General features: G+C 70.5%; 19 protein-coding genes. 5 read left to right on the top strand and 14 right to left on the bottom strand.

Annotation, left to right across the window (positions count from 1 at the left end; genetic code table 11):
- The first annotated feature begins 38 nt into the window (after positions 1–38).
- A complete protein-coding gene (gene tcdA, locus BKK80_RS16560; RefSeq protein ID WP_071014709.1) occupies positions 39–905 on the top strand; it encodes a tRNA cyclic N6-threonylcarbamoyladenosine(37) synthase TcdA in 867 nt (288 codons plus the stop codon).
- Positions 906–917: 12 nt separating this feature from the next.
- Here the strand turns inward: tcdA and BKK80_RS16555 are convergent, their stop codons facing one another.
- The gene (locus BKK80_RS16555) at positions 918–1,496 is read right to left on the bottom strand and encodes a P-loop nucleotide/nucleoside kinase family protein (RefSeq protein ID WP_071014706.1); all 579 of its coding nucleotides are present in this window, start codon (positions 1,494–1,496) and stop codon (positions 918–920) included.
- 201 nt (positions 1,497–1,697) lie between these two features.
- On the opposite strand from BKK80_RS16555, the gene BKK80_RS16550 reads away from it, so the two are divergent.
- Positions 1,698–2,129, top strand: coding sequence for a bacteriohemerythrin (locus tag BKK80_RS16550; protein ID WP_071014704.1), 432 nt, complete (start codon positions 1,698–1,700; stop codon positions 2,127–2,129).
- Positions 2,130–2,189: 60 nt separating this feature from the next.
- On the opposite strand, the gene BKK80_RS16545 is transcribed toward BKK80_RS16550, so the two are convergent.
- Together BKK80_RS16545 and trxA are read right to left on the bottom strand one after the other, a co-directional pair.
- On the bottom strand, positions 2,190–2,582 hold the full coding sequence (locus tag BKK80_RS16545) for a cupin domain-containing protein (protein ID WP_071070236.1): 393 nt from the start codon (positions 2,580–2,582) through the stop codon (positions 2,190–2,192).
- 88 nt (positions 2,583–2,670) lie between these two features.
- Positions 2,671–3,516 (bottom strand): thioredoxin, encoded by an 846-nt coding sequence (trxA, locus tag BKK80_RS16540; protein WP_071070234.1) that lies wholly within the window; start codon positions 3,514–3,516, stop codon positions 2,671–2,673.
- Positions 3,517–3,719: 203 nt separating this feature from the next.
- Here trxA and BKK80_RS16535 point away from each other — a divergent pair, with 203 nt between their 5' ends.
- Positions 3,720–5,441, top strand: a complete 1,722-nt coding sequence (locus BKK80_RS16535) for a long-chain fatty acid--CoA ligase (protein ID WP_071014697.1) — start codon at positions 3,720–3,722, stop codon at positions 5,439–5,441.
- A 47-nt stretch (positions 5,442–5,488) separates the two neighbouring features.
- Here the strand turns inward: BKK80_RS16535 and BKK80_RS16530 are convergent, their stop codons facing one another.
- Complete coding sequence (locus tag BKK80_RS16530; protein ID WP_084545599.1) at positions 5,489–6,280, bottom strand: ankyrin repeat domain-containing protein; 792 nt, start codon at positions 6,278–6,280, stop codon at positions 5,489–5,491.
- Between the two features lie 14 nt (positions 6,281–6,294).
- Positions 6,295–7,008 (bottom strand): gamma-glutamylcyclotransferase, encoded by a 714-nt coding sequence (locus tag BKK80_RS16525; protein ID WP_071070232.1) that lies wholly within the window; start codon positions 7,006–7,008, stop codon positions 6,295–6,297.
- A 240-nt stretch (positions 7,009–7,248) separates the two neighbouring features.
- Here BKK80_RS16525 and BKK80_RS16520 point away from each other — a divergent pair, with 240 nt between their 5' ends.
- Entirely contained in the window at positions 7,249–7,569 is a 321-nt protein-coding gene (locus BKK80_RS16520) for a hypothetical protein (RefSeq protein ID WP_071014692.1), read from the top strand.
- Positions 7,570–7,636: 67 nt separating this feature from the next.
- Here BKK80_RS16520 and BKK80_RS16515 read toward each other — a convergent pair whose 3' ends face one another.
- The 6 genes from BKK80_RS16515 to BKK80_RS16490 all read right to left on the bottom strand — a co-directional run bounded on the left by BKK80_RS16515 (position 7,637) and on the right by BKK80_RS16490 (position 11,810).
- The gene (locus BKK80_RS16515) at positions 7,637–7,984 is read right to left on the bottom strand and encodes an FKBP-type peptidyl-prolyl cis-trans isomerase (protein WP_071014689.1); all 348 of its coding nucleotides are present in this window, start codon (positions 7,982–7,984) and stop codon (positions 7,637–7,639) included.
- A gap of 62 nt (positions 7,985–8,046) precedes the next feature.
- Positions 8,047–8,595: a YaeQ family protein gene (locus BKK80_RS16510; protein WP_071014686.1), complete on the bottom strand. Its 549-nt coding sequence runs from the start codon at positions 8,593–8,595 to the stop codon at positions 8,047–8,049.
- Positions 8,596–8,691: 96 nt separating this feature from the next.
- A complete protein-coding gene (locus tag BKK80_RS16505) occupies positions 8,692–9,312 on the bottom strand; it encodes a YceI family protein (RefSeq protein ID WP_232346324.1) in 621 nt (206 codons plus the stop codon).
- A 103-nt stretch (positions 9,313–9,415) separates the two neighbouring features.
- Complete coding sequence (locus tag BKK80_RS16500) at positions 9,416–9,799, bottom strand: MAPEG family protein (RefSeq protein ID WP_071014683.1); 384 nt, start codon at positions 9,797–9,799, stop codon at positions 9,416–9,418.
- 14 nt (positions 9,800–9,813) lie between these two features.
- Positions 9,814–10,041, bottom strand: coding sequence for an RNA-binding S4 domain-containing protein (locus tag BKK80_RS16495; RefSeq protein ID WP_071014680.1), 228 nt, complete (start codon positions 10,039–10,041; stop codon positions 9,814–9,816).
- Between the two features lie 26 nt (positions 10,042–10,067).
- A complete protein-coding gene (locus BKK80_RS16490; protein WP_071070230.1) occupies positions 10,068–11,810 on the bottom strand; it encodes a glutamine--tRNA ligase/YqeY domain fusion protein in 1,743 nt (580 codons plus the stop codon).
- A 266-nt stretch (positions 11,811–12,076) separates the two neighbouring features.
- Here BKK80_RS16490 and BKK80_RS16485 point away from each other — a divergent pair, with 266 nt between their 5' ends.
- Positions 12,077–13,504 (top strand): CoA transferase, encoded by a 1,428-nt coding sequence (locus BKK80_RS16485; protein WP_071070228.1) that lies wholly within the window; start codon positions 12,077–12,079, stop codon positions 13,502–13,504.
- Between the two features lie 99 nt (positions 13,505–13,603).
- Here BKK80_RS16485 and BKK80_RS16480 read toward each other — a convergent pair whose 3' ends face one another.
- The 3 genes from BKK80_RS16480 to ggt form a co-directional block, all read right to left on the bottom strand.
- Positions 13,604–14,221 (bottom strand): pyridoxamine 5'-phosphate oxidase family protein, encoded by a 618-nt coding sequence (locus tag BKK80_RS16480; protein ID WP_071014672.1) that lies wholly within the window; start codon positions 14,219–14,221, stop codon positions 13,604–13,606.
- Positions 14,222–14,334: 113 nt separating this feature from the next.
- Positions 14,335–15,192 (bottom strand): PhzF family phenazine biosynthesis protein, encoded by an 858-nt coding sequence (locus tag BKK80_RS16475; protein ID WP_071070226.1) that lies wholly within the window; start codon positions 15,190–15,192, stop codon positions 14,335–14,337.
- Between the two features lie 142 nt (positions 15,193–15,334).
- Complete coding sequence (gene ggt / locus BKK80_RS16470; protein ID WP_071070224.1) at positions 15,335–16,960, bottom strand: gamma-glutamyltransferase; 1,626 nt, start codon at positions 16,958–16,960, stop codon at positions 15,335–15,337.
- Positions 16,961–17,148 lie beyond the last annotated feature (188 nt).

Here is a 17,148-nt window from a genome sequence, read left to right as displayed (position 1 = left end):
TCGCGGCAAGATTTCCCTGTGATTCCAACACCTCTGCCATGTCCCAGTCCGCTCCCTCCCTGTCCTTGCCGAATACCGCCGGCGTGCCCGCGGACGATGACTGGGAGCGCCGCTTCGGTGGTGTGGCCCGCCTGTACGGCGATGCCGGCCTGGCACGGCTGCAGCAGGCCAGCGTGTGCGTGGTGGGCATCGGCGGCGTGGGCAGCTGGGCCGCCGAGGCGCTGGCGCGCAATGCGGTCGGGCGCATCACGCTGGTCGACCTGGATCACATCGCCCTGTCCAACACCAACCGCCAGATCCATGCCCTGGGCGACGCCTACGGCCGCGCCAAGGTGGAGGCGATGGCGGAGCGCATCCTGCAGATCAATCCGCGCTGCACGGTGCGGCAGGTCGACGATTTCGTCACCACGGACAACGTCGTGGAGCTGCTGGGCGCCGGCCACGACTACGTGATCGATGCCATCGACTCGGTGCGGGTCAAGATCGCCATGCTGGGCTGGGCGCGCCGCCAGGGCCTGCCGCTGATCACCTGCGGCGGCGCCGGCGGCCAGCTCGATCCCACGCGCGTGCGCATCGACGACCTGGCGCGCACCATCCAGGACCCGCTGCTGTCCAAGGTGCGAGCCGGCCTGCGCAAGCAATGGGGCTTCCCGCGCGACCCCAAGAAGAAGTTCGGGATCGCGGCGGTCTATTCCGACGAGCCGCTGCGCTATCCGGGGCCGCACGAGGCGGCCTGCGCGCCCGGCGAGGCGCCGCCCGTCGCGCAGGGGCCCCAGGGGCTGGCCTGCGCGGGCTTCGGCTCCTCGGTCGCGGTGACGGCGGTGTTCGGCTTCGTCGCGGCCTCGGCCGCGATCGGCGCCCTGGCCGACGGCAGCGTGCCGGTGGGCGGGGTCGTGGCGAATTAAGCGGCTAAGCGGCTAAGCGGCCAGCGTGGCCAGTAAAGCGTCGAACTCGGCCGGGCCAGGCGCGCTGTTGTCGAAGTAGATCAGCTCCGGGTAATCCGCGGGAGGCGGCAGGAAGCGGCGCGTGCGGTATGTCTCCCAGTGCGCCAGCTTGTAGGCATCGTTGGGGTTGGCGCGCCGCACGATACGCGCGTGCGCCTCGTCTTCCGGCAGGTGGACCCAGACGACGCGCGTGTCCGTGCCCGCCGGCGCCCGCAGCCAGGCGGGATCGTCTAGCTGGTGGGCGCGTACCTCGCGCGACAGCGGTCCCACCACGATCACGCTGATGCCCAGAGACAGGTTCTCGCGCGCGGTGTCGAGCAGGCCCTCGTACTCCGGGTCGCGCAGGTGGGCAAGGTAGGTGGGACTGTCGCGATCGTTGGGATCGCCGGTCAGCGCGGCCATGGCCGCCGCACTGTAGCGGCCGTACAGGGTGTCCTTGTCGAGCAGGCAGAAGGGATCGCCGGTGGCGCGCATGAGCGGGCCGATCAGGCGGTGCGCCAGCGTGGTCTTGCCGGTGCCGGCATGGCCGCAGAAGAAGATCAGTCGGGGCATCGTGGCCGAGGTCGGAGAGCGGAAACGCAAGGAAATGCATGGAAATGCATGGAAATGCTCCGCAAGGATAACCCGGCGCCAGCGCCGGCCGTTTCCCCGGGCATGGCCAGCCTTGCGCCAGATCAGGGCGGCCCGTGCCCGATTGGGTATCCTTCAGGCTGGCCGGCGCATCGACCGGCCCTCATACCTGCCGCTCGATCCATGACCGATCCCACTCCGCTGTCTTCCGCCGGCCTGGCGCCCGAACTGCACCTGGGCGAACCCGTGACCGATGCCACGCACGCCGAATTCACCTTGCTGCTGGCAGCCACCGCGCGCGCCACGGACGACGCCTTCCTGGCGGCCTTCGACGAGTGGATCGACCACACCCGCCATCATTTCGGCCAGGAAGAGGCCTGGATGGAAGCGATGGGCTTCGGGCCGCGCCACTGCCACGCGGGCGAGCATAAGCAGGTGCTGGCGGTGGCCGAGGCGGTGCGGGCCAAGGTGGCGGAGGCGGGCGAACTGGAACTGGGGCGCCGGCTGGTGGCCGAGCTGTCGGGCTGGTTCGCCCATCATGTCAGGAGCATGGACGCCATGATGGTCTCGCATATGCGCGAGAACGGCTTCTCCCTGGTCGAGGCGCAGGCCTGAGCGGTGCCGCCCGCGCTGCCGCGGCCCTCGGGCCGGGGCACTCGAGCGGCGCGGCTGTCTTCAGGCCGGCCGCGCGGCGGCGCGGTCGATCACCACGAAATGCTTGCGCACCGGCTCGATCACTTCGAATACGCCCTGGAACCCGGCCGGGATCACGCAGGCGTCGCCCGGGCCGAACTCGCGCGCGTTGCCGGCCTCGTCGCGGATGCGCAGGCGACCGCTGATCACGTGGAAGAACTCCTCCTTGCCGGGCGGGAAGGCGATGCGCCAGGCGCCCGGCTCACAGGCCCAGATGCCGCAATCGAAATCGCCGGACGGCGCGCCGTAGTGCGTCCAGGTGGTGCGGGCCGGATTGCCCTGCACCAGGCGGTCGGGGCGTGGACGGTCGTGGCTGGGTTCGGGGCTGGTGCGGAAGTCGACCAGGGCGGGCGGTTGCGGCTGGGGAGCGGTCACGGTGTCGGAGCGGAACGGCAGATGGCGGGCGGGGCCGCGGGCCGACAGTTTACCGCCTGCCGCGCCCGCCGCGCCCGGCCCGTCCGCTTCAGTTCAGCGCCGTGCTGAGCTGGCGGCGCCAGCGCGATACCGCGTCCGGCCGGTCGGCCATCAGGTCGAACACCGCCAGCATGGTCTTGCGCGCCACGCCGTCCTCATAGGCGCGGTCGGCACGCACGATGGCCAGCAACTGCTCCAGCGCCGCCTCGTAGTCATGGTGGGCGATGTGCTGGCGGGCCAGGTCCAGGCGCGCGGCCAGGTCGCCCGGGTCGGCGGCGACGCGGGCGGACAGCACCGAAGCATCGGGCAGGGCCGAGGCCTCGCGCACGGTCTGCAGCCGCGTGCGCAGGGCGTCATAGCCGTCTTGCTGCGGCGCGCGCGCCGACAGCATGCCGAATTCGGCCTCGGCCTCGGCAATCGCGTTGCCGTCGAGCAGGAAGCCGGCATATTCGATGCGCGCTGCATCCGCGCCCGGGTCGAGCGCCAGTGCGGCCTGGAAGGCCGCCAGCGCCGCCTCGCGCTGGCCGTCCGCCGCCAGTTCACGTGCCTGGCGCAGCGCCAGCGCGCTGGGCGCCGGCGTCACGCGTGCCAGGAACTCGCGCAGCCCGCTCTCGGGCAGCACACCGACGAACTGGTCCACCGGCTTGCCATCCACGAAGGCGATCACATGTGGAATGCTGCGCACGCCGAAGTGCGCCGCGAGTGGCTGGTGCTCGTCCACGTTGATCTTGACCAGCTTCCACTTGCCGGCTGCCTCGTGCTCCAGCTTTTCCAGCATCGGGCCCAGCGTGCGGCAGGGGCCGCACCAGGGCGCCCAGAAATCCACCAGTACCGGTACCTGGCGCGACATCTCGATGACGTCGGCTTCGAAGGTCTGCAGGGTCGTGTCGCTCATCTCGCTTCTCGGTTCTCGTCTTGCGGCGGGCCGTGGCCCTCCTGTCTTCCCCCTATTCTGGGGGCGCCGGCGTCATTTGCAAGCCGCCGGGGGTCGGGTCGGGCAGGGCCGGGCAGCTACCGATTGAAAATAGAACGGTCGTTCGGTTATATTGCTTGACCGGATTCGTCAATATCGGGTCGCCCGACCTACTAGGAGACATGATGCAGAACAAACAGCCCGCGCGTCCGCACCTGCAGTTCTGGCCCAAGCGCGTGCCGACCGAGATCGTCCTGCCGGAGACCTCGCTCTGGTACAACCTGGAGGTCTCGGCCCACCGCTATGCCGACAAGGCGGCGATCCGCTATTTCGGCAATGCCATCACCTTCCGCGCGCTGCGCGAGCAGGCCGAGGCGCTGGCCGGCTGGCTGCAGCACAAGGCCGGCGTCAAGAAGGGCGACCGCGTGCTGCTGTACATGCAGAACTGCCCGCAGTTCATCATCAGCTACTACGCCATCCTGCGCGCCGATGCGGTGGTGGTGCCGGTCAACCCGATGAACCGGGCCGAGGAATTCAAGCACTACGTGACCGATGCCCAGGCGCGCGTGGCCATCTGCACGGCCGACCTGGCCGCCGGCGCCGCCGCGGCCGATGCCGAACTGCCCGCCGAACAGCGCCTCCAGCACCTGCTGGTCACGCAATATGCCGATGCGTTGCCGCCGGCCCACGAGCATCCCGAGGACGCTCCGCCGGCCTGGCTGACCGCGACGCACGCGCTGCCGCCCGGCGCCACCGCCTGGCAGGATGCGCTGGCCGGCGCACCGGCGCCGCGCGAGCACACCGCCGGACCGGACGACATGGCGGTGATGCCCTACACCTCGGGCACCACCGGCTTCCCCAAGGGCTGCATCCATACCCACCGCTCGGTGATGCACAACGTCGTCGGCGGCTCCACCTGGTCGGGCAGCGGCGCCGAGTCGGTGATCCTGTCGGTGCTGCCGCTGTTCCACGTGACCGGCATGCAGTACGGCATGAACGGGCCCATCTTCAGCGGTGCCACCGTGGTGATGCTGCCGCGCTGGGATCGCGAGGTGGCCGGCCGGTTGATTTCGCGCTACCAGGTCACGCACTGGACCAACATCCCGACCATGGTCATCGATTTCCTGGCCAGCCCGAACCTGGAGCAGTTCGACCTGTCCAGCCTGCGCTATATCGGCGGCGGCGGCGCGGCCATGCCGCAGGCCGTGGCCGAGCGTTTGAAACAGCAGTTCGGCCTGAGCTACCTGGAGGGCTACGGCTTGTCGGAGACCATGGCGCCGACGCACAGCAATCCCTCCGAGCGGCCCAAGCTGCAGTGCCTGGGCGTGCCGACCTTCAACACCGAGGCGCGCGTGATCGATCCCGTCACGCTCGCCGAACTGCCGCCCAACGAGATCGGCGAGATCATCGTCAGCGGCCCGCAGGTGTTCAAGGGCTACTGGGGCAAGCCGGAGGCGACCAAGGAGGCCTTCATCGAGTTCGAGGGGCGCACCTATTTCCGCACCGGCGACCTGGGCCGCATGGACGAGGAAGGCTATTACTTCATCACCGACCGCCTCAAGCGCATGATCAACGCGTCCGGCTTCAAGGTGTGGCCGGCCGAGGTGGAGAACCTGCTGTACAAGCATCCCGACATCCAGGAAGCCTGCATCATCGGCACGCGCGACCCCTACCGCGGCGAGACTGTCAAGGCCGTGGTGGTGCTGCGTGCCCATGCCAAGGGCAAGACCACCGAGGAGCAGATCGTCGAGTGGGCCAAGGAGAACATGGCGGCCTACAAGTATCCGCGCGTGGTCGAGTTCGTCGATGCGCTGCCCAAGTCGGGCACGGGCAAGGTGATGTGGCGCCAGCTGCAGGAAACCGAGAACGCGCGCGCAGCCGCCCAGGGCAAGGCCACCTCCGCCTGACGGCCCTGGGGGCCCCGGGCCGGCGGCGCCGCGCCGCCGCCGGCCCGTCAGTGCCCGCGCACGCGCATCAGGCTCTTCACGATGGTCTTGTAGCCACGCTCGCGCGCATGGCGCGTCGGCGTGTTGCCTTCGCGGTCGGCAAGGTTGGGGTCGGCGCCGGCATCGAGCAGCAGCTGCACGATGTCCTCGTAGCGCTGGCTGCCGTCGCCCAGGATGATGGCCTCCAGCAGGGCCGTCCAGCCGAGCTGGTTGACGTGGTCGACCGGCACGCCCGCCTGCAGCAGCAGCTTGACCACGTCCACGTGGCCATGCTCACTGGCGGCGATCAGCGCGGTGCCGTCATAGCGGTCGGTGCTGCGCAGGTCGGCCCCGTGGGCGATCTCCAGCCGCACCAGGTCGGCCTGTCCGCTCGACGCCGACTGCAGGAAAGGGCTGTTGGCCTCGCCGTCCTTGCGGTTGACATCGGCGCCGGCCAGGATCAGCACGCGTGCCACTTCCTTGTGCTGGCCGTAGATGGACGCCAGCAGTGCGCTGCGTCCGCGTTCGTCCACCGCCTGCGCCGATGCGCCAGCCGTCAGCAGGCGGGTCACCAGTTCGAGGTCGCCCGCGGCGGAGGCCGTGATCAGGTTGCGGTCGAGCGTGGAGATGCCGCCGCGCAGGGGATGGTGGTTGAGCGCCGGCGCGGCGTGCAAGCCGGCCGGTGCCGCGCTGGCCGGCGCGCGCGCGGCCTGGGACGAGCCGCCCGGGCTGGCGATCAGGCCGCTGCCCATCAGCAGTCCGGCCAGGCCGAGGACCTCGGCCAGCATCAGGCTGCGGGAACGGACGGCGGCGCGCGGCATGGCGATCCCGTCTCTCAGCCGGCTGCCGCCACGCACGAGCCGGCGGCGCTGTCCTCGTGCTGCAAGCGGCGCCACAGCCGGTCCAGGTAGGGGTCGCCGACGCCGTTGGTGGCCAGGCCGAGCATGGTCTGCTGCAGGTATTCGCGCGCCGGGCCGTACAGGCCGCAAGCATGCCGCAGGCAGTCCACCACGCGCTCGTCGGGCAGGCGTCCGGCATAGGCTTCGTGTGCGCGGTTCATCACGAAGGCCAAGGCTCGCTGGGGCCGGCCGGCGAACTCGCCGCCGATGCGCACGCGCAGCCAGCGCGGGTGATAGGCGCCGGTCATCATCTCGCGGCGCCAGAGCACGCGGAATTCCTGCTCGATCACATGGCGCGGGATGCGGAAGACCATGCCGTGGCAGCTGCCGCCGCGGTCCAGGCCCAGCACCAGGCCGGGGTTGTCCCAGGTGCCGCGATTGATGCGGGAGTAGAGGTAGAAACCGCGATGGTAGCCATGCGCGGTGGCGACGCGGCGGTCGGTGTGGACCACCATCGGGTTCCAGATCAGGGAGCCGTAGCCGAACAGCCAGACGTCACCGTCCAGCGCTCCCGGATCGGGATGCCGTACCAGGGTCTCGTGCAGCGAACTCTCGAGCGCTTCCTCGGGCAGCAGGGAGGCAGCCACCGGCGTGCTGCACAGCGTTGCGCGCAGCCGATCTGCTTCGAGATCCTGTCGGGTGATGGCCATGCTGCAAGCATAATGCAAAGGCGGTCGGGATGCGGCAGCCAAACCACTTCGCGGCAGCGGAAATCGTGCCGGGACGCACACGTCTGTCGGTCCTGGACAACGCTCGGGCCCGCGAAGCGGGACGGCCGCGCGGCTCCGGCCGGCCGGAACCAGGCCGACGCCTGGCAGGCAGGGTCCGGTGGGCTGGCCGCCGTGGCCCGGCTGTCCGTACAATGGGGGCCTCAACCAGGAGAACACGCAATGGCGCGTACGCTAACGGTGGTTTTCGGCAACGGCAAGGAATTCGCGTTCACGGTCGGCGATGCCGAACTGGCGGCGCTCAGCGAGGAGGCGGGCTGGCGCTGGTTCGACCGCGAGTATGCGGAGCTGGATTGCCAGGCCTCCAGTCCGGTGGGCAAGGTGCTGGTGATCGACAAGATACTCAGCGTCGCCAAGTTCTCCGGCGAATCGCGCTTCACCGAAGATGCCGCCTGGGCGGCGAACTATGCCCGTCATGCGGCGCGCCTGCTCGACCGGGACAAGGTGCGGGTCGACGTCAGCAACGCCGCGATCAGCTTCTGAGCGCCGCCGCGGTATGGCGCGGGGGCTGGCCGGCCCGCTTGGCCGGCACCCCTGCGCCGGTGCCGGATCAGACCGACAGCAGTTCCACTTCGAACAGCAGCGTGGCGTTGGGGGGGATCACGCCGCCCGCGCCGCGCGCGCCGTAGCCCAGGTCGGCCGGGATCACCAGGCGGCGGGTACCGCCCACCTTCATGCCCTGCACACCTTCGTCCCAGCCGCGGATCACGTGGCCGGCGCCCAGCGGGAAGACGAAGGGGTCGTTGCGGTCCTTGCTCGAATCGAACTTGCGGCCGGCCTGGCCGTTCTCGTAGAGCCAGCCGGTGTAGTGCACGGTCACGTGCTTGCCGGCGGTGGCCTCGGTGCCCGCGCCGATCACGGTGTCTTCGAACTGCAGGCCGGAGGGAGTCGTTTGCATGGTGGTTTCCTTGATTGCCTCGGTTGGCGTCATCGGCGGCGGGACCGGATGTCCCGCCGGGTTCAAGCGTCGGCGCGCTGGAGCGCGTCGAGCGTCAGCTGCACGTTGCGGTCGTCGCTGCTGACCCAGATCTCGCCGTCCTGGATCGTCACCGTCAGCCGCATGGCGCGCTCGGCCATGCCGGCCAGCGCCTCTACCGCGTCATCGTGCACATTGTAGATGGTGACGTTGCGCAGCTTGCCCGCCTTGCCGGCGATGCTCTTCCACCACTCGCGCGCGCTCGCGCCCTGGTAGGTGAAGACCGTGACGCGGCGTGCACGCGCCGCGGCGCGCTTGAGCCGCGTCTCGTCCGGCTGGCCCAGGTCGATCCAGTGCACGATCTCGCCGGTCAGGTCCTTGTCCCACAGGTCCGGTTCGTCGGGTTCGTCCAGCCCGCGCGTGAAGGCCAGCGTCTCGCTGGCCTCGCAGGCGAAGGCGAGCACGCGCACCATCATGCGCGCGTCGTTTTCCGACGGATGCCGGGCGATGGTCAGCGCGTGGCTGCCGTAGTAGGGGCGGTCCATGTCAGAGATGGACAACTCGGCCTTGAAGATGGTGGACTTGAGCGCCATGGGCGGATTGCGGCGGTGTGGCCTGCGACGATGCGAAAGGCCGCATCATACGCGAAACCTGCGGCGAAACCTGCGGCGGGCCGGCGCGGAGCCCGGCTAGCGGGCCGGCTGGCTGTCCGATGCGGGTGACGCGGGCGATATGGGTGGCATGGCCGGCGCCTCGGCCGGCCCCGCCGGCGTCGCTTCGATGGCGATCTGCAGCGTTACCATGTCGCCGACATCGGGCAGGAAGCGCGTCATGCCGAAGGCGCTGCGCGAGAGGGTGAGGCGGAAGTCGCCGCCGCAGGCTTCGCGGCGGATCCCGAACACGGCTTCCTCGCCGCAGCTGAAACGCTCGGCCTCGAGGCGCACCGGGTGCGTGACGCCGTGCAGGCTGAGCTCGCCCTCGACGGCTACCAGCCGGCCCTGTTCGACGATGAAGCGCTGCGCGCGCAGGCGCGCGTACGGGAAGCCCTGGGCATCGAGGAACTGTGGCGAGCGCAGCACGCCGTCCAGCGGCGGCAGGCCGCTGTCGACCGAGGCGGTGTCGACGGTGACGTCGAGCGAGCCGCTGCCGCTGGCGGGGTCGTAGAGGATGCGCCCGTCGATGCGGTTGAAGCGGCCGCGCACGGTGCTGCGGCCGAAATGCGTGGCGCCGAAGTAGACCGTGGTGTGCGTGCCGTCCACGGCATAGGGCCGTGCCTGGGCGTGCGCGGCGCCAGGGCTGCCGGCCAGCATTGCCAGCACGACCGGCATTGGCAGCATGCCCTGCGCGGCCGTTGCCGCGGCGACGGCCAGGCGGGGCAGCAGCCGGGTGGGGTGGCCGGTCGCCATGGCGCGCTCAGCGGACGAAGACCGGCAGCAGGAAGATGCCGATCACCGACAGGAAGCCCACGGTCCAGCACAGCGTGCGCAGCGTGGCGCGGTCGGCGAGATAGCACAGCGTGTAGAGCACGCGCGCGGCGATGAAGGTCAGCGCGAGCTCGTCGATGCGCGCCGGATTGGCGTGCAGGTAGCTGGCGCTCAGCACGGCGGCGGCGAAGAAGGGGAAGGCCTCGAAGTGGTTGCGGTGGGCCAGGTCCGCGCGCCGCGCGCGCCCGCTCTGCTGCTCCAGCCAGGCGCGCGGGTCGTGGTTGTCGTAGGACTTGCCGCCGCCCTTGGCGACGGCCACCGTCAGCACCGGCAGGATGCCCGCCAACAGCACGCACCAGAAGGCGATCGGCATGACTCCTCCTCGCCTCAGGCGGCCACGACGCGGATGCGGATGGGGCCGATGCCGACCACCTGGCCGGCGCGGATCTTGGCGGTCTTGCGCAGTTCCTGGGTGCCGTCGACGGTGACCTCGCCGGCCGCCACCAGCGCCTTGCCGGCGCCGCCGCTGTCGCATACGCCCGCCACCTTGAGCAGGTCGTTGAGGGCGATGTGCTCACCCTCGAGCGGGAAGGTGATCGTCTGCTTGCCTGTCATCTCGTGTCGCTCCTGGTGGTTCCCGCTCACTTGCCCCAGCTGTCCTTCAGCCCGACGATGCGGTTGAAGACAGGCTTGCCCGGCTGCGAATCGACACGGTCGGCGACGAAGTAGCCGTGCCGCTCGAACTGGAAGCGGGCCTCGGGAGCCGCTTCGCGCAGCCCCGGCTCCAGGTAGGCGGTGACGACCTTCTTCGACGCGGGATTGAGCGCGTCGAGGAAGTTCTTGCCGCCGGCATCCGGCTGCGGGTCGCTGAACAGGCGGTCGTACAGGCGCACCTCGGCCTCGCAGGCATGCGCCGCGCTGACCCAGTGGATATTGCCCTTGACCTTGACGCTGTCGGCGCCGGGCGTGCCGCTTTTGGTGTCGGGCAGGTAATTGGCATGGACGGCGACGACATTGCCGTCGGCATCCTTGTCCACGCCGGTGCACTCGATCACATAGCCGTAGCGCAGGCGCACCTTGTTGCCGGGGAACAGGCGGAAGTAGCCCTTGGGCGGCGTCTCGTTGAAGTCCTCGCGCTCGATCCACAGCTCGCGCGACAGCGGGAACACGCGGCGGCCCAGCTCGGGCTGCTTCGGGTGCACCGGTGCCGAGCACTCTTCGCTCTGGCCTTCGGGGTAGTTGTCCAGGATCAGCTTGAGCGGGTCGAGCACGGCCACCGAGCGCGGCGCGCGCGCGTCGAGGTCGTCGCGCACGGCGCCTTCCAGCGTGCTCATGTCGATCCAGCTGTCGGACTTGGCCACGCCCACGCGGTCGCAGAAGAGCTGGATCGATTCGGGCGTGAAGCCGCGCCGGCGCACGCCGACGATGGTGGGCATGCGGGGATCGTCCCAGCCGTCCACGCGGCCCTCGTTGACCAGCTGCAGCAGCTTGCGCTTGCTGGTGATGGCATAGGTCAGGTTCAGGCGGGCGAACTCGTACTGGTGCGGCAGCGGGTCATGGAACGTGCCGCAGTCGCGCAGCTGGTGCAGCACCCAGTCATAGAGCGGGCGGTTGTTCTCGAATTCCAGCGTGCACAGCGAGTGCGTGATGTTCTCCAGCGCGTCCGAGATGCAGTGCGTGAAGTCGTACATCGGGTAGATGCACCACTTGTCGCCGGTGCGGTGGTGATGGGCGTGGCGGATGCGGTAGAGCACCGGGTCGCGCATCACGATGTTGGGCGCGCTCATGTCGATCCTGGCGCGCAGCACGTGCTCGCCGTCGGCGTACTTGCCGGCGCGCATGTCGCGGAACAGCTGCAGGTTTTCCTCGGCGCTGCGCTCGCGGAAGGGCGAGGGCGTGCCCGGGCGCGAGAAGTCGCCACGATTGCTGGCGATCTGCTCGGCGCTCTGGCTGTCGACATAGGCCGCGCCGCGCTCGATCAGCTTCTCGGCGAAGGCATAGAGCTGGTCGAAATAGTCGCTGGCGTAGTACAGGTGGGCCTGGCCGCCGTTGTCCCAGGAGAAGCCCAGCCAGCGCACCGCGTCGATGATGGAGTCGACGTACTCGGTGTCTTCCTTGACCGGGTTGGTGTCATCGAAACGCAGGTGGCAGCGGCCGCCATAGTCCCGCGCGAGACCGAAGTTCACGCAGATGCTCTTGGCATGGCCGATGTGCAGGTAGCCGTTGGGCTCCGGCGGGAAGCGCGTGATGACGGTCGGCAGCGCCTGGCCCTGCTTGTCCTGGCGGCCGGCATAGGTGCCGGAGGCGAGGTCCTGGTCGATGATGCTCCGCAGGAAGTTGGAAGCGGCGGGGGTGCTGTCGGTGGTCTTGGGATCGTGGCTCATGGTGGCGCCGCCGGGGCGGCTGGAAACGCTGCTGGATCGTTGCTGGCCGGGCCAGCGGGTCTAGAGGCGGGATTTTACCGCGCCGGCGGGGGCGGCGCCGCATTCGTGGCCGGCACCCGCGGGCGGGGCGGCAGAAGCGGCCGCGCCGGACTAGCATGGAAGCGCGCGGGGGCCGCCATGGCGACATGGCGACGTCTTGCGGTGTTGCCTGCCGGCCACGCCGTCGCCGGCCGCGCGCCTTGCGCCAACCGATCGAGGATCCGACCATGGAATCCGCCTCTTCCCTTTCCGCCGCCGCGCTGGCCAGCCTGTGGCAGGACGCCGGCCTGCCGGGCGAGGCGCTGGCGCACCTGCGCCTGAGCGGCAGCGACCCCTTGCTGCCGTCCAGCTTCGCCGTCGGTGCGGCCGCCCAGGCCAGCCTGGCGGCATCCGCGCTGGCCGCCGCGGCGCTCTGGCAGCTGCGCAGCGGCAGCTGGCAGCCGGTGGCGGTGGATATGCGCCACGCGCTGGCCGAGTTCCGCAGCGAGCGCTACCTGCGCGTCGATGGCCGCCCGGCCCCCGAATTCCATGACAGCATCGCTGGCCTGTACCGCTGTGGCGACGGTGGCTGGGTGCGGCTGCATACCAATTTCCCCCACCATCGCGATGGCGTGCTGCGTCTGCTCGGCTGCGCGCACGAGCGCGACGCGGTGGCCGTCGCGCTGGCGCAGCTGCGGGCCGAGGAGGTCGAGCGCGAAGCGGCCGAGGCCGGCCTGGCGGTGGCGGCGATGCGCTCCTTCGAGGCCTGGGACCGCCATCCCCAGGCGCAGGCGCTGCGCGGCTGGCCGCCGCTGACGCTGGAACGCATCGGCGAGGCGCCGCCCGCCGCGCCACCGCCCCTGCCGGACGACGCGGAGGCCGCGCGGCCGCTGTCCGGCCTGCGCGTGCTCGACCTGACCCGCATCATCGCCGGCCCGGTCGCCGGGCGCACGCTGGCCGCCCACGGCGCAGATGTGCTGCTGGTCACGGCGGCCCACCTGCCGGCCATCGCGCCGCTGGTGATCGACACCAGCCGCGGCAAGCGCTCCTGCCAGCTCGACCTGCGTGATGCCGAGGACGCGCGCACCTGGCACAAGCTCCTGCACGGCGCGGACGTGGTGCTGCAAGCCTACCGTCCCGGTGCCCTGGAGGGCCTGGGCGCCGGGCCTGCGGCGGCGGCACGGGCCCGGCCCGGCATCGTCTATGTGTCGCTGTCGGCTTACGGGCATGCGGGCCCGTGGGCGGGCCGGCGCGGCTTCGATTCGCTGGTGCAGACGGCCACCGGCTTCAACCATGCCGAGGCGGAGGCCGGCGGCGGCGGGGCGCCGCGGCCGCTGCCGGCGCAGGTACTGGACCATGCCGCCGGCTACCTGCTGGCCTTCGGCGCGATGGCGGCGCTGTGGCGCCGCGCCGCGGAAGGCGGCAGCTGGCACGTGCGGGTGTCGCTGGCGCAGGTGGGGCAGTGGCTGCGCGGCATGGGCCGGATTCCGCAAGGCCTGGCAGCGCCGGAGCAACGTTTCGAGGACATCGGCGACCTGCTGATGACGCTGCCGTCGGGCTTTGGCGAACTGACCGTGGTGCGCCATGCGGGGCAGCTGGCGCAGACCCCCGCGCGCTGGGTGCTGCCGTCGGTGCCGCTCGGCACGCATGCCGCCGAGTGGCTGCCGCGCGGCTGACGCCCGGTACGGTGCCCGGCGCAAAGACGCCGCCAATACGCCGCAACCACGCCGCAAGCACGCCGCAAGCACGCCGCGCCGTACGGAGCGGGGACGGCTTCAGTACAGCGTGCCGCGCAGGCGCTCCGGCTGTGCCTCGTCGTAGGCGTGGCCGTCGATGCCGCCGCGGCTGAGGTCGGCCAGGATGGTGCCGTTGCTCGGCAGGGCGCTGCGTGGGATCTGCGCCTGCGGCGACCACAGCTGCGAGCGCACCAGCGCGCGCGCGCACTGGAAGAATACCGAGCGGATCGCGATCACCAGCACCGTGGCGGGGGCCTTGCCATCGACCTCGCAGCGCGCGATCAGCGCCGGGTCGACCGAGATCTGCGCGGTGCCGGCCACGCGCAGGGTCTCGTCCACGCCCGGCACCAGGAACAGCAGGCCGACGCGCGGGTCGGCGATGATATTGCGCAGGCTGTCGATGCGGTTGTTGCCGCGGCGGTCGGGCAGCAGCAGCGTGCGCTCGTCCAGCACCTGCACGAAGCCGGGCGCGTCGCCGCGCGGCGAGCACTCCGCCTGCCCGCCCGCCACCGTCGACAACAGGCAGAAGGGCGAGGCCTCGACGAAGGCGCGGTAGTGCGGGTGCAGGTAGTCGACTTCCTTGGCGAGCGAGGCGGCGCCCGGCTCGGCGTAGCGGGCTTCGAGTGCTTCGAGCGTGGTCAGGGTGTGTGCGGTCATGGCAGCGTGGCGGGGGAGGGGGATGGCGAGGCGCCTGCGGGACACCAGCCCGCACTCTACCGCATGCAGGTGGCGTCCGTTGCACACGCTCGCCGCAAGGCTGCCCTCATGCGCTACAGCGTGACCGTGCCGCGCCCGATCTCGATCACGCGCCCGCCGACCTGGATGACGCCATCGCGCCCGACCTGCAATTGCAGCCGGCAGGGCCGGCCGACCGCTTCGCCCTGCTCGATGGTGTAGGCGGCCGGCAGCGCGTGGCCGGTGGCCAGCAGCCAGCCGCCGAGGTTGGCGCAGGCCGAGCCGGTACCGGGGTCCTCCGCCACGCCGCCACCCTGCCGGGCGAAGAAGTAGCGCGCCAGCACGCTGCCCCGCCGTTGCTCGTCGAAGGCGAACAGATAGGCGCTGCGGCGGCCCAGGCTGCTCTGCGGCCAGGCCTCGAGGCGGCTGCTGTCGGGGCGCGCCCGCCGCACCGCTTCAGCGTGCCTGAGCGGCACCAGCAACTGGTCGGCGCCGGTGTCCACCCACAGGGGCGGGCCGGCGAGATCGGCGGCGTCCAGGCCGAGCAGCGACGCCACGGCCGCGTCGGGCAGCCCCGCCGGCGCCGTGCGCGGCTGGCCGGCATGGGGCGCGGTCAGGGTCCAGCGATCGCCCTGGGCGTGTACCGGTACCATGCCGGCCTTGAGCGCCAGGCGCAGCGAGTCGGCGCCGCGCAGGGCGCGCAGCACATGGGCGGTGCCCAGCGTGGGATGGCCGGCGAAGCGCATCTCCGCGCCCGGCGTGAAGATGCGCACGGCGGCGTCGGCCTCGGTCGAGGGCAGCAGGAAGGTGGTTTCGGACAGGTTGAACTGCAGGGCCAGCGCCTGCATGGTGGCCTCGTCCATGCCGCGCGCATCCTCGAAGACACACAGCGGATTGCCGCCGAAGGTCGATTCGGCGAAGACGTTGACGAGGCGGAAGGCGTAGGTCGGCATGGCGGGCAGGGCGTGCGCGAGGGGAGGGGAAGCGCCAGTCTAGGCCCTTGCCGGGGCGGCGCAAGCGACAGTTTTGCGCGCCGACCACAGAACAGCGCGCGGCCGGATGCGGCGCCCGCATGCGGGCGCCGCCATGCCGGTTTCAGAAGCCGACTGCCTGGCCGTCGCGGCGGCTGTCGCTGGCGGCCACGTAGCCATGGTCCGCGTCGTCGGACAGGCGCCAGATGAACTGGCCGGAACCGAAGTCCATATAAGGGTCGTCGACCGACTTGAGCTGGTGCCCGCGTTCCTTCAGTCCGGCGACCACCGCACGGTTCATGCTCGCCTCCAGGTCCACGGTGAAGTCGCGGTTGACCTTCCAGCGCGGCGCGCAGCAGGCTGCCTGCGGCTGCTGGCGGTAGTCCAGCATGCGCACGATGGTCTGCAGGTGGCCCTGCGGCTGCATGTCGCCGCCCATCACGCCGAAGCTCATCACCGGGCGGCCATCCTTGGTCAGGAAGGCCGGGATGATGGTGTGGAAGGGGCGCTTGCCGCCGGCGACCACATTGGCCGATTTCGGATCCATCGAGAAGCCCACGCCGCGGTTCTGCAGGCTGACGCCGGTGCCGGGCACGACTACGCCAGAGCCGAAGCCCATGTAGTTCGACTGGATGAAGGAGATCATCATGCCGTTCTCATCGGCGGCGCTCAGGTAGATGGTGCCGCCGCTCCTGGGCATGCCGAAGTTGAAATGGGTGGCGCGCTGCATGTCGATCAGCCGCGCGCGCGACTTCAGGTAGGCGTCGTCCAGCATCTGCCCGGGCGTGACTTCCATGCTGCGCGGATCTGCCACGTACTTGTACAGGTCGGCGAAGGCCAGCTTCATGGCCTCGATCTGCAGGTGCTGCGAATCCACGCTGTCCACCGGCAGCGAGGCCACGTCGAACTGCTCCAGGATGCCCAGCGCCATCAGCGCGGCGATGCCCTGGCCGTTGGGCGGGATCTCGTGGACGGTGTAGCCGCGGTAGTCCTTGGCGATCGGGGTGACCCAGTCGGGGCGGTAGTTGCGCAGGTCGTCCAGCGTCATGGCGCCGCCGCACTGCTTGCTGAAGGCGGCGATCTTCTCGGCGATCTCGCCTTCGTAGTAGGCGCGGCCCCGGGTCTCGCCGATCTTGCGCAGCGTGTCGGCAGCGGCCTTCATGACGAACTTCTCGCCCACGTGCGGCGCGCGGCCGTGCGGCATGAAGGTCTCGGCATAGCCGGGCTGGTCCTTCAGTTCCGGCACCGCCAGGTTCCACTTGTGCGCCACCATCGGCGGCACGGCATAGCCGCGCTCGGCGATCTCGATGGCGGGCTCCAGCAGATCGGCGAACGGCAGCTTGCCGAAGCGCTCATGCAGCGCCGCCCAGCCGGCGATCACGCCCGGCACGGTGACCGCGTCCCAGCCGCGGATCGGCCGCTTGGCCAGGCCGTCGGCCTCGGTGCCGTACTTGTTCTTGAAGTACTCCGGGTTCCAGGCCGCCGGCGCCACGCCGGAGGAGTTCAGGCCATGCAGCTGCTTGCCGTCCCACAGGATGGCGAAGGCATCGCTGCCCAGGCCGCAGGAGACCGGCTCGACAATGGTGATGGCGGCCGCCGCGGCGATGGCCGCATCGACCGCATTGCCGCCCTTGAGCAGCATGCGCAGGCCGGCCTGCGCGGCGAGCGGATGCGAGGTCGAGACGACGTTGCGCGCGAACAGCGGCGTGCGCGGGGTGGGGTAGGGGTTGGTCCAGTTGAAGTCTTGCATGGCGGTCTCGTGAGTGCTGCCTGTTTGATCGTTCGGTGTCGGTTTGGCTTGCTGTCGGTTCGCTCCCCTCTCCCGCTTGCGGGAGAGGGGCCGGGGTGAGGGCGGGCGCTGGCTGGCGGCGACGTGCTGGACAACACCGACGGCTTCGTCCTTGACCTGGCGTGTTGGACAACACCGACGGCTTCGTC

It is taken from the genome of Cupriavidus malaysiensis, from assembly GCF_001854325.1.
GTDB lineage: Bacteria > Pseudomonadota > Gammaproteobacteria > Burkholderiales > Burkholderiaceae > Cupriavidus > Cupriavidus malaysiensis.
Note: the sequence above shows the minus strand (reverse complement) of the source record. Positions and strands in the feature narration are given on the sequence as shown.

Coding starts and splice junctions, on each gene's coding strand:
- BKK80_RS16510 (WP_071014686.1), bottom strand. CDS start 8,595: ATGGCGCTCAAGTCCACCATCTTCAAGGCCGAGTTGTCCATCTCTGAC.
- BKK80_RS16535 (WP_071014697.1), top strand. CDS start 3,720: ATGCAGAACAAACAGCCCGCGCGTCCGCACCTGCAGTTCTGGCCCAAG.
- BKK80_RS16550 (WP_071014704.1), top strand. CDS start 1,698: ATGACCGATCCCACTCCGCTGTCTTCCGCCGGCCTGGCGCCCGAACTG.
- BKK80_RS16505 (WP_232346324.1), bottom strand. CDS start 9,312: ATGCTGGCCGGCAGCCCTGGCGCCGCGCACGCCCAGGCACGGCCCTAT.
- BKK80_RS16515 (WP_071014689.1), bottom strand. CDS start 7,984: ATGCAAACGACTCCCTCCGGCCTGCAGTTCGAAGACACCGTGATCGGC.
- BKK80_RS16495 (WP_071014680.1), bottom strand. CDS start 10,041: ATGACAGGCAAGCAGACGATCACCTTCCCGCTCGAGGGTGAGCACATC.
- ggt (WP_071070224.1), bottom strand. CDS start 16,960: ATGCAAGACTTCAACTGGACCAACCCCTACCCCACCCCGCGCACGCCG.
- BKK80_RS16490 (WP_071070230.1), bottom strand. CDS start 11,810: ATGAGCCACGATCCCAAGACCACCGACAGCACCCCCGCCGCTTCCAAC.
- BKK80_RS16555 (WP_071014706.1), bottom strand. CDS start 1,496: ATGCCCCGACTGATCTTCTTCTGCGGCCATGCCGGCACCGGCAAGACC.
- BKK80_RS16475 (WP_071070226.1), bottom strand. CDS start 15,192: ATGCCGACCTACGCCTTCCGCCTCGTCAACGTCTTCGCCGAATCGACC.
- tcdA (WP_071014709.1), top strand. CDS start 39: ATGTCCCAGTCCGCTCCCTCCCTGTCCTTGCCGAATACCGCCGGCGTG.
- BKK80_RS16525 (WP_071070232.1), bottom strand. CDS start 7,008: ATGGCCATCACCCGACAGGATCTCGAAGCAGATCGGCTGCGCGCAACG.
- BKK80_RS16500 (WP_071014683.1), bottom strand. CDS start 9,799: ATGCCGATCGCCTTCTGGTGCGTGCTGTTGGCGGGCATCCTGCCGGTG.
- BKK80_RS16530 (WP_084545599.1), bottom strand. CDS start 6,280: ATGCCGCGCGCCGCCGTCCGTTCCCGCAGCCTGATGCTGGCCGAGGTC.
- BKK80_RS16480 (WP_071014672.1), bottom strand. CDS start 14,221: ATGACCGCACACACCCTGACCACGCTCGAAGCACTCGAAGCCCGCTAC.
- trxA (WP_071070234.1), bottom strand. CDS start 3,516: ATGAGCGACACGACCCTGCAGACCTTCGAAGCCGACGTCATCGAGATG.
- BKK80_RS16520 (WP_071014692.1), top strand. CDS start 7,249: ATGGCGCGTACGCTAACGGTGGTTTTCGGCAACGGCAAGGAATTCGCG.
- BKK80_RS16485 (WP_071070228.1), top strand. CDS start 12,077: ATGGAATCCGCCTCTTCCCTTTCCGCCGCCGCGCTGGCCAGCCTGTGG.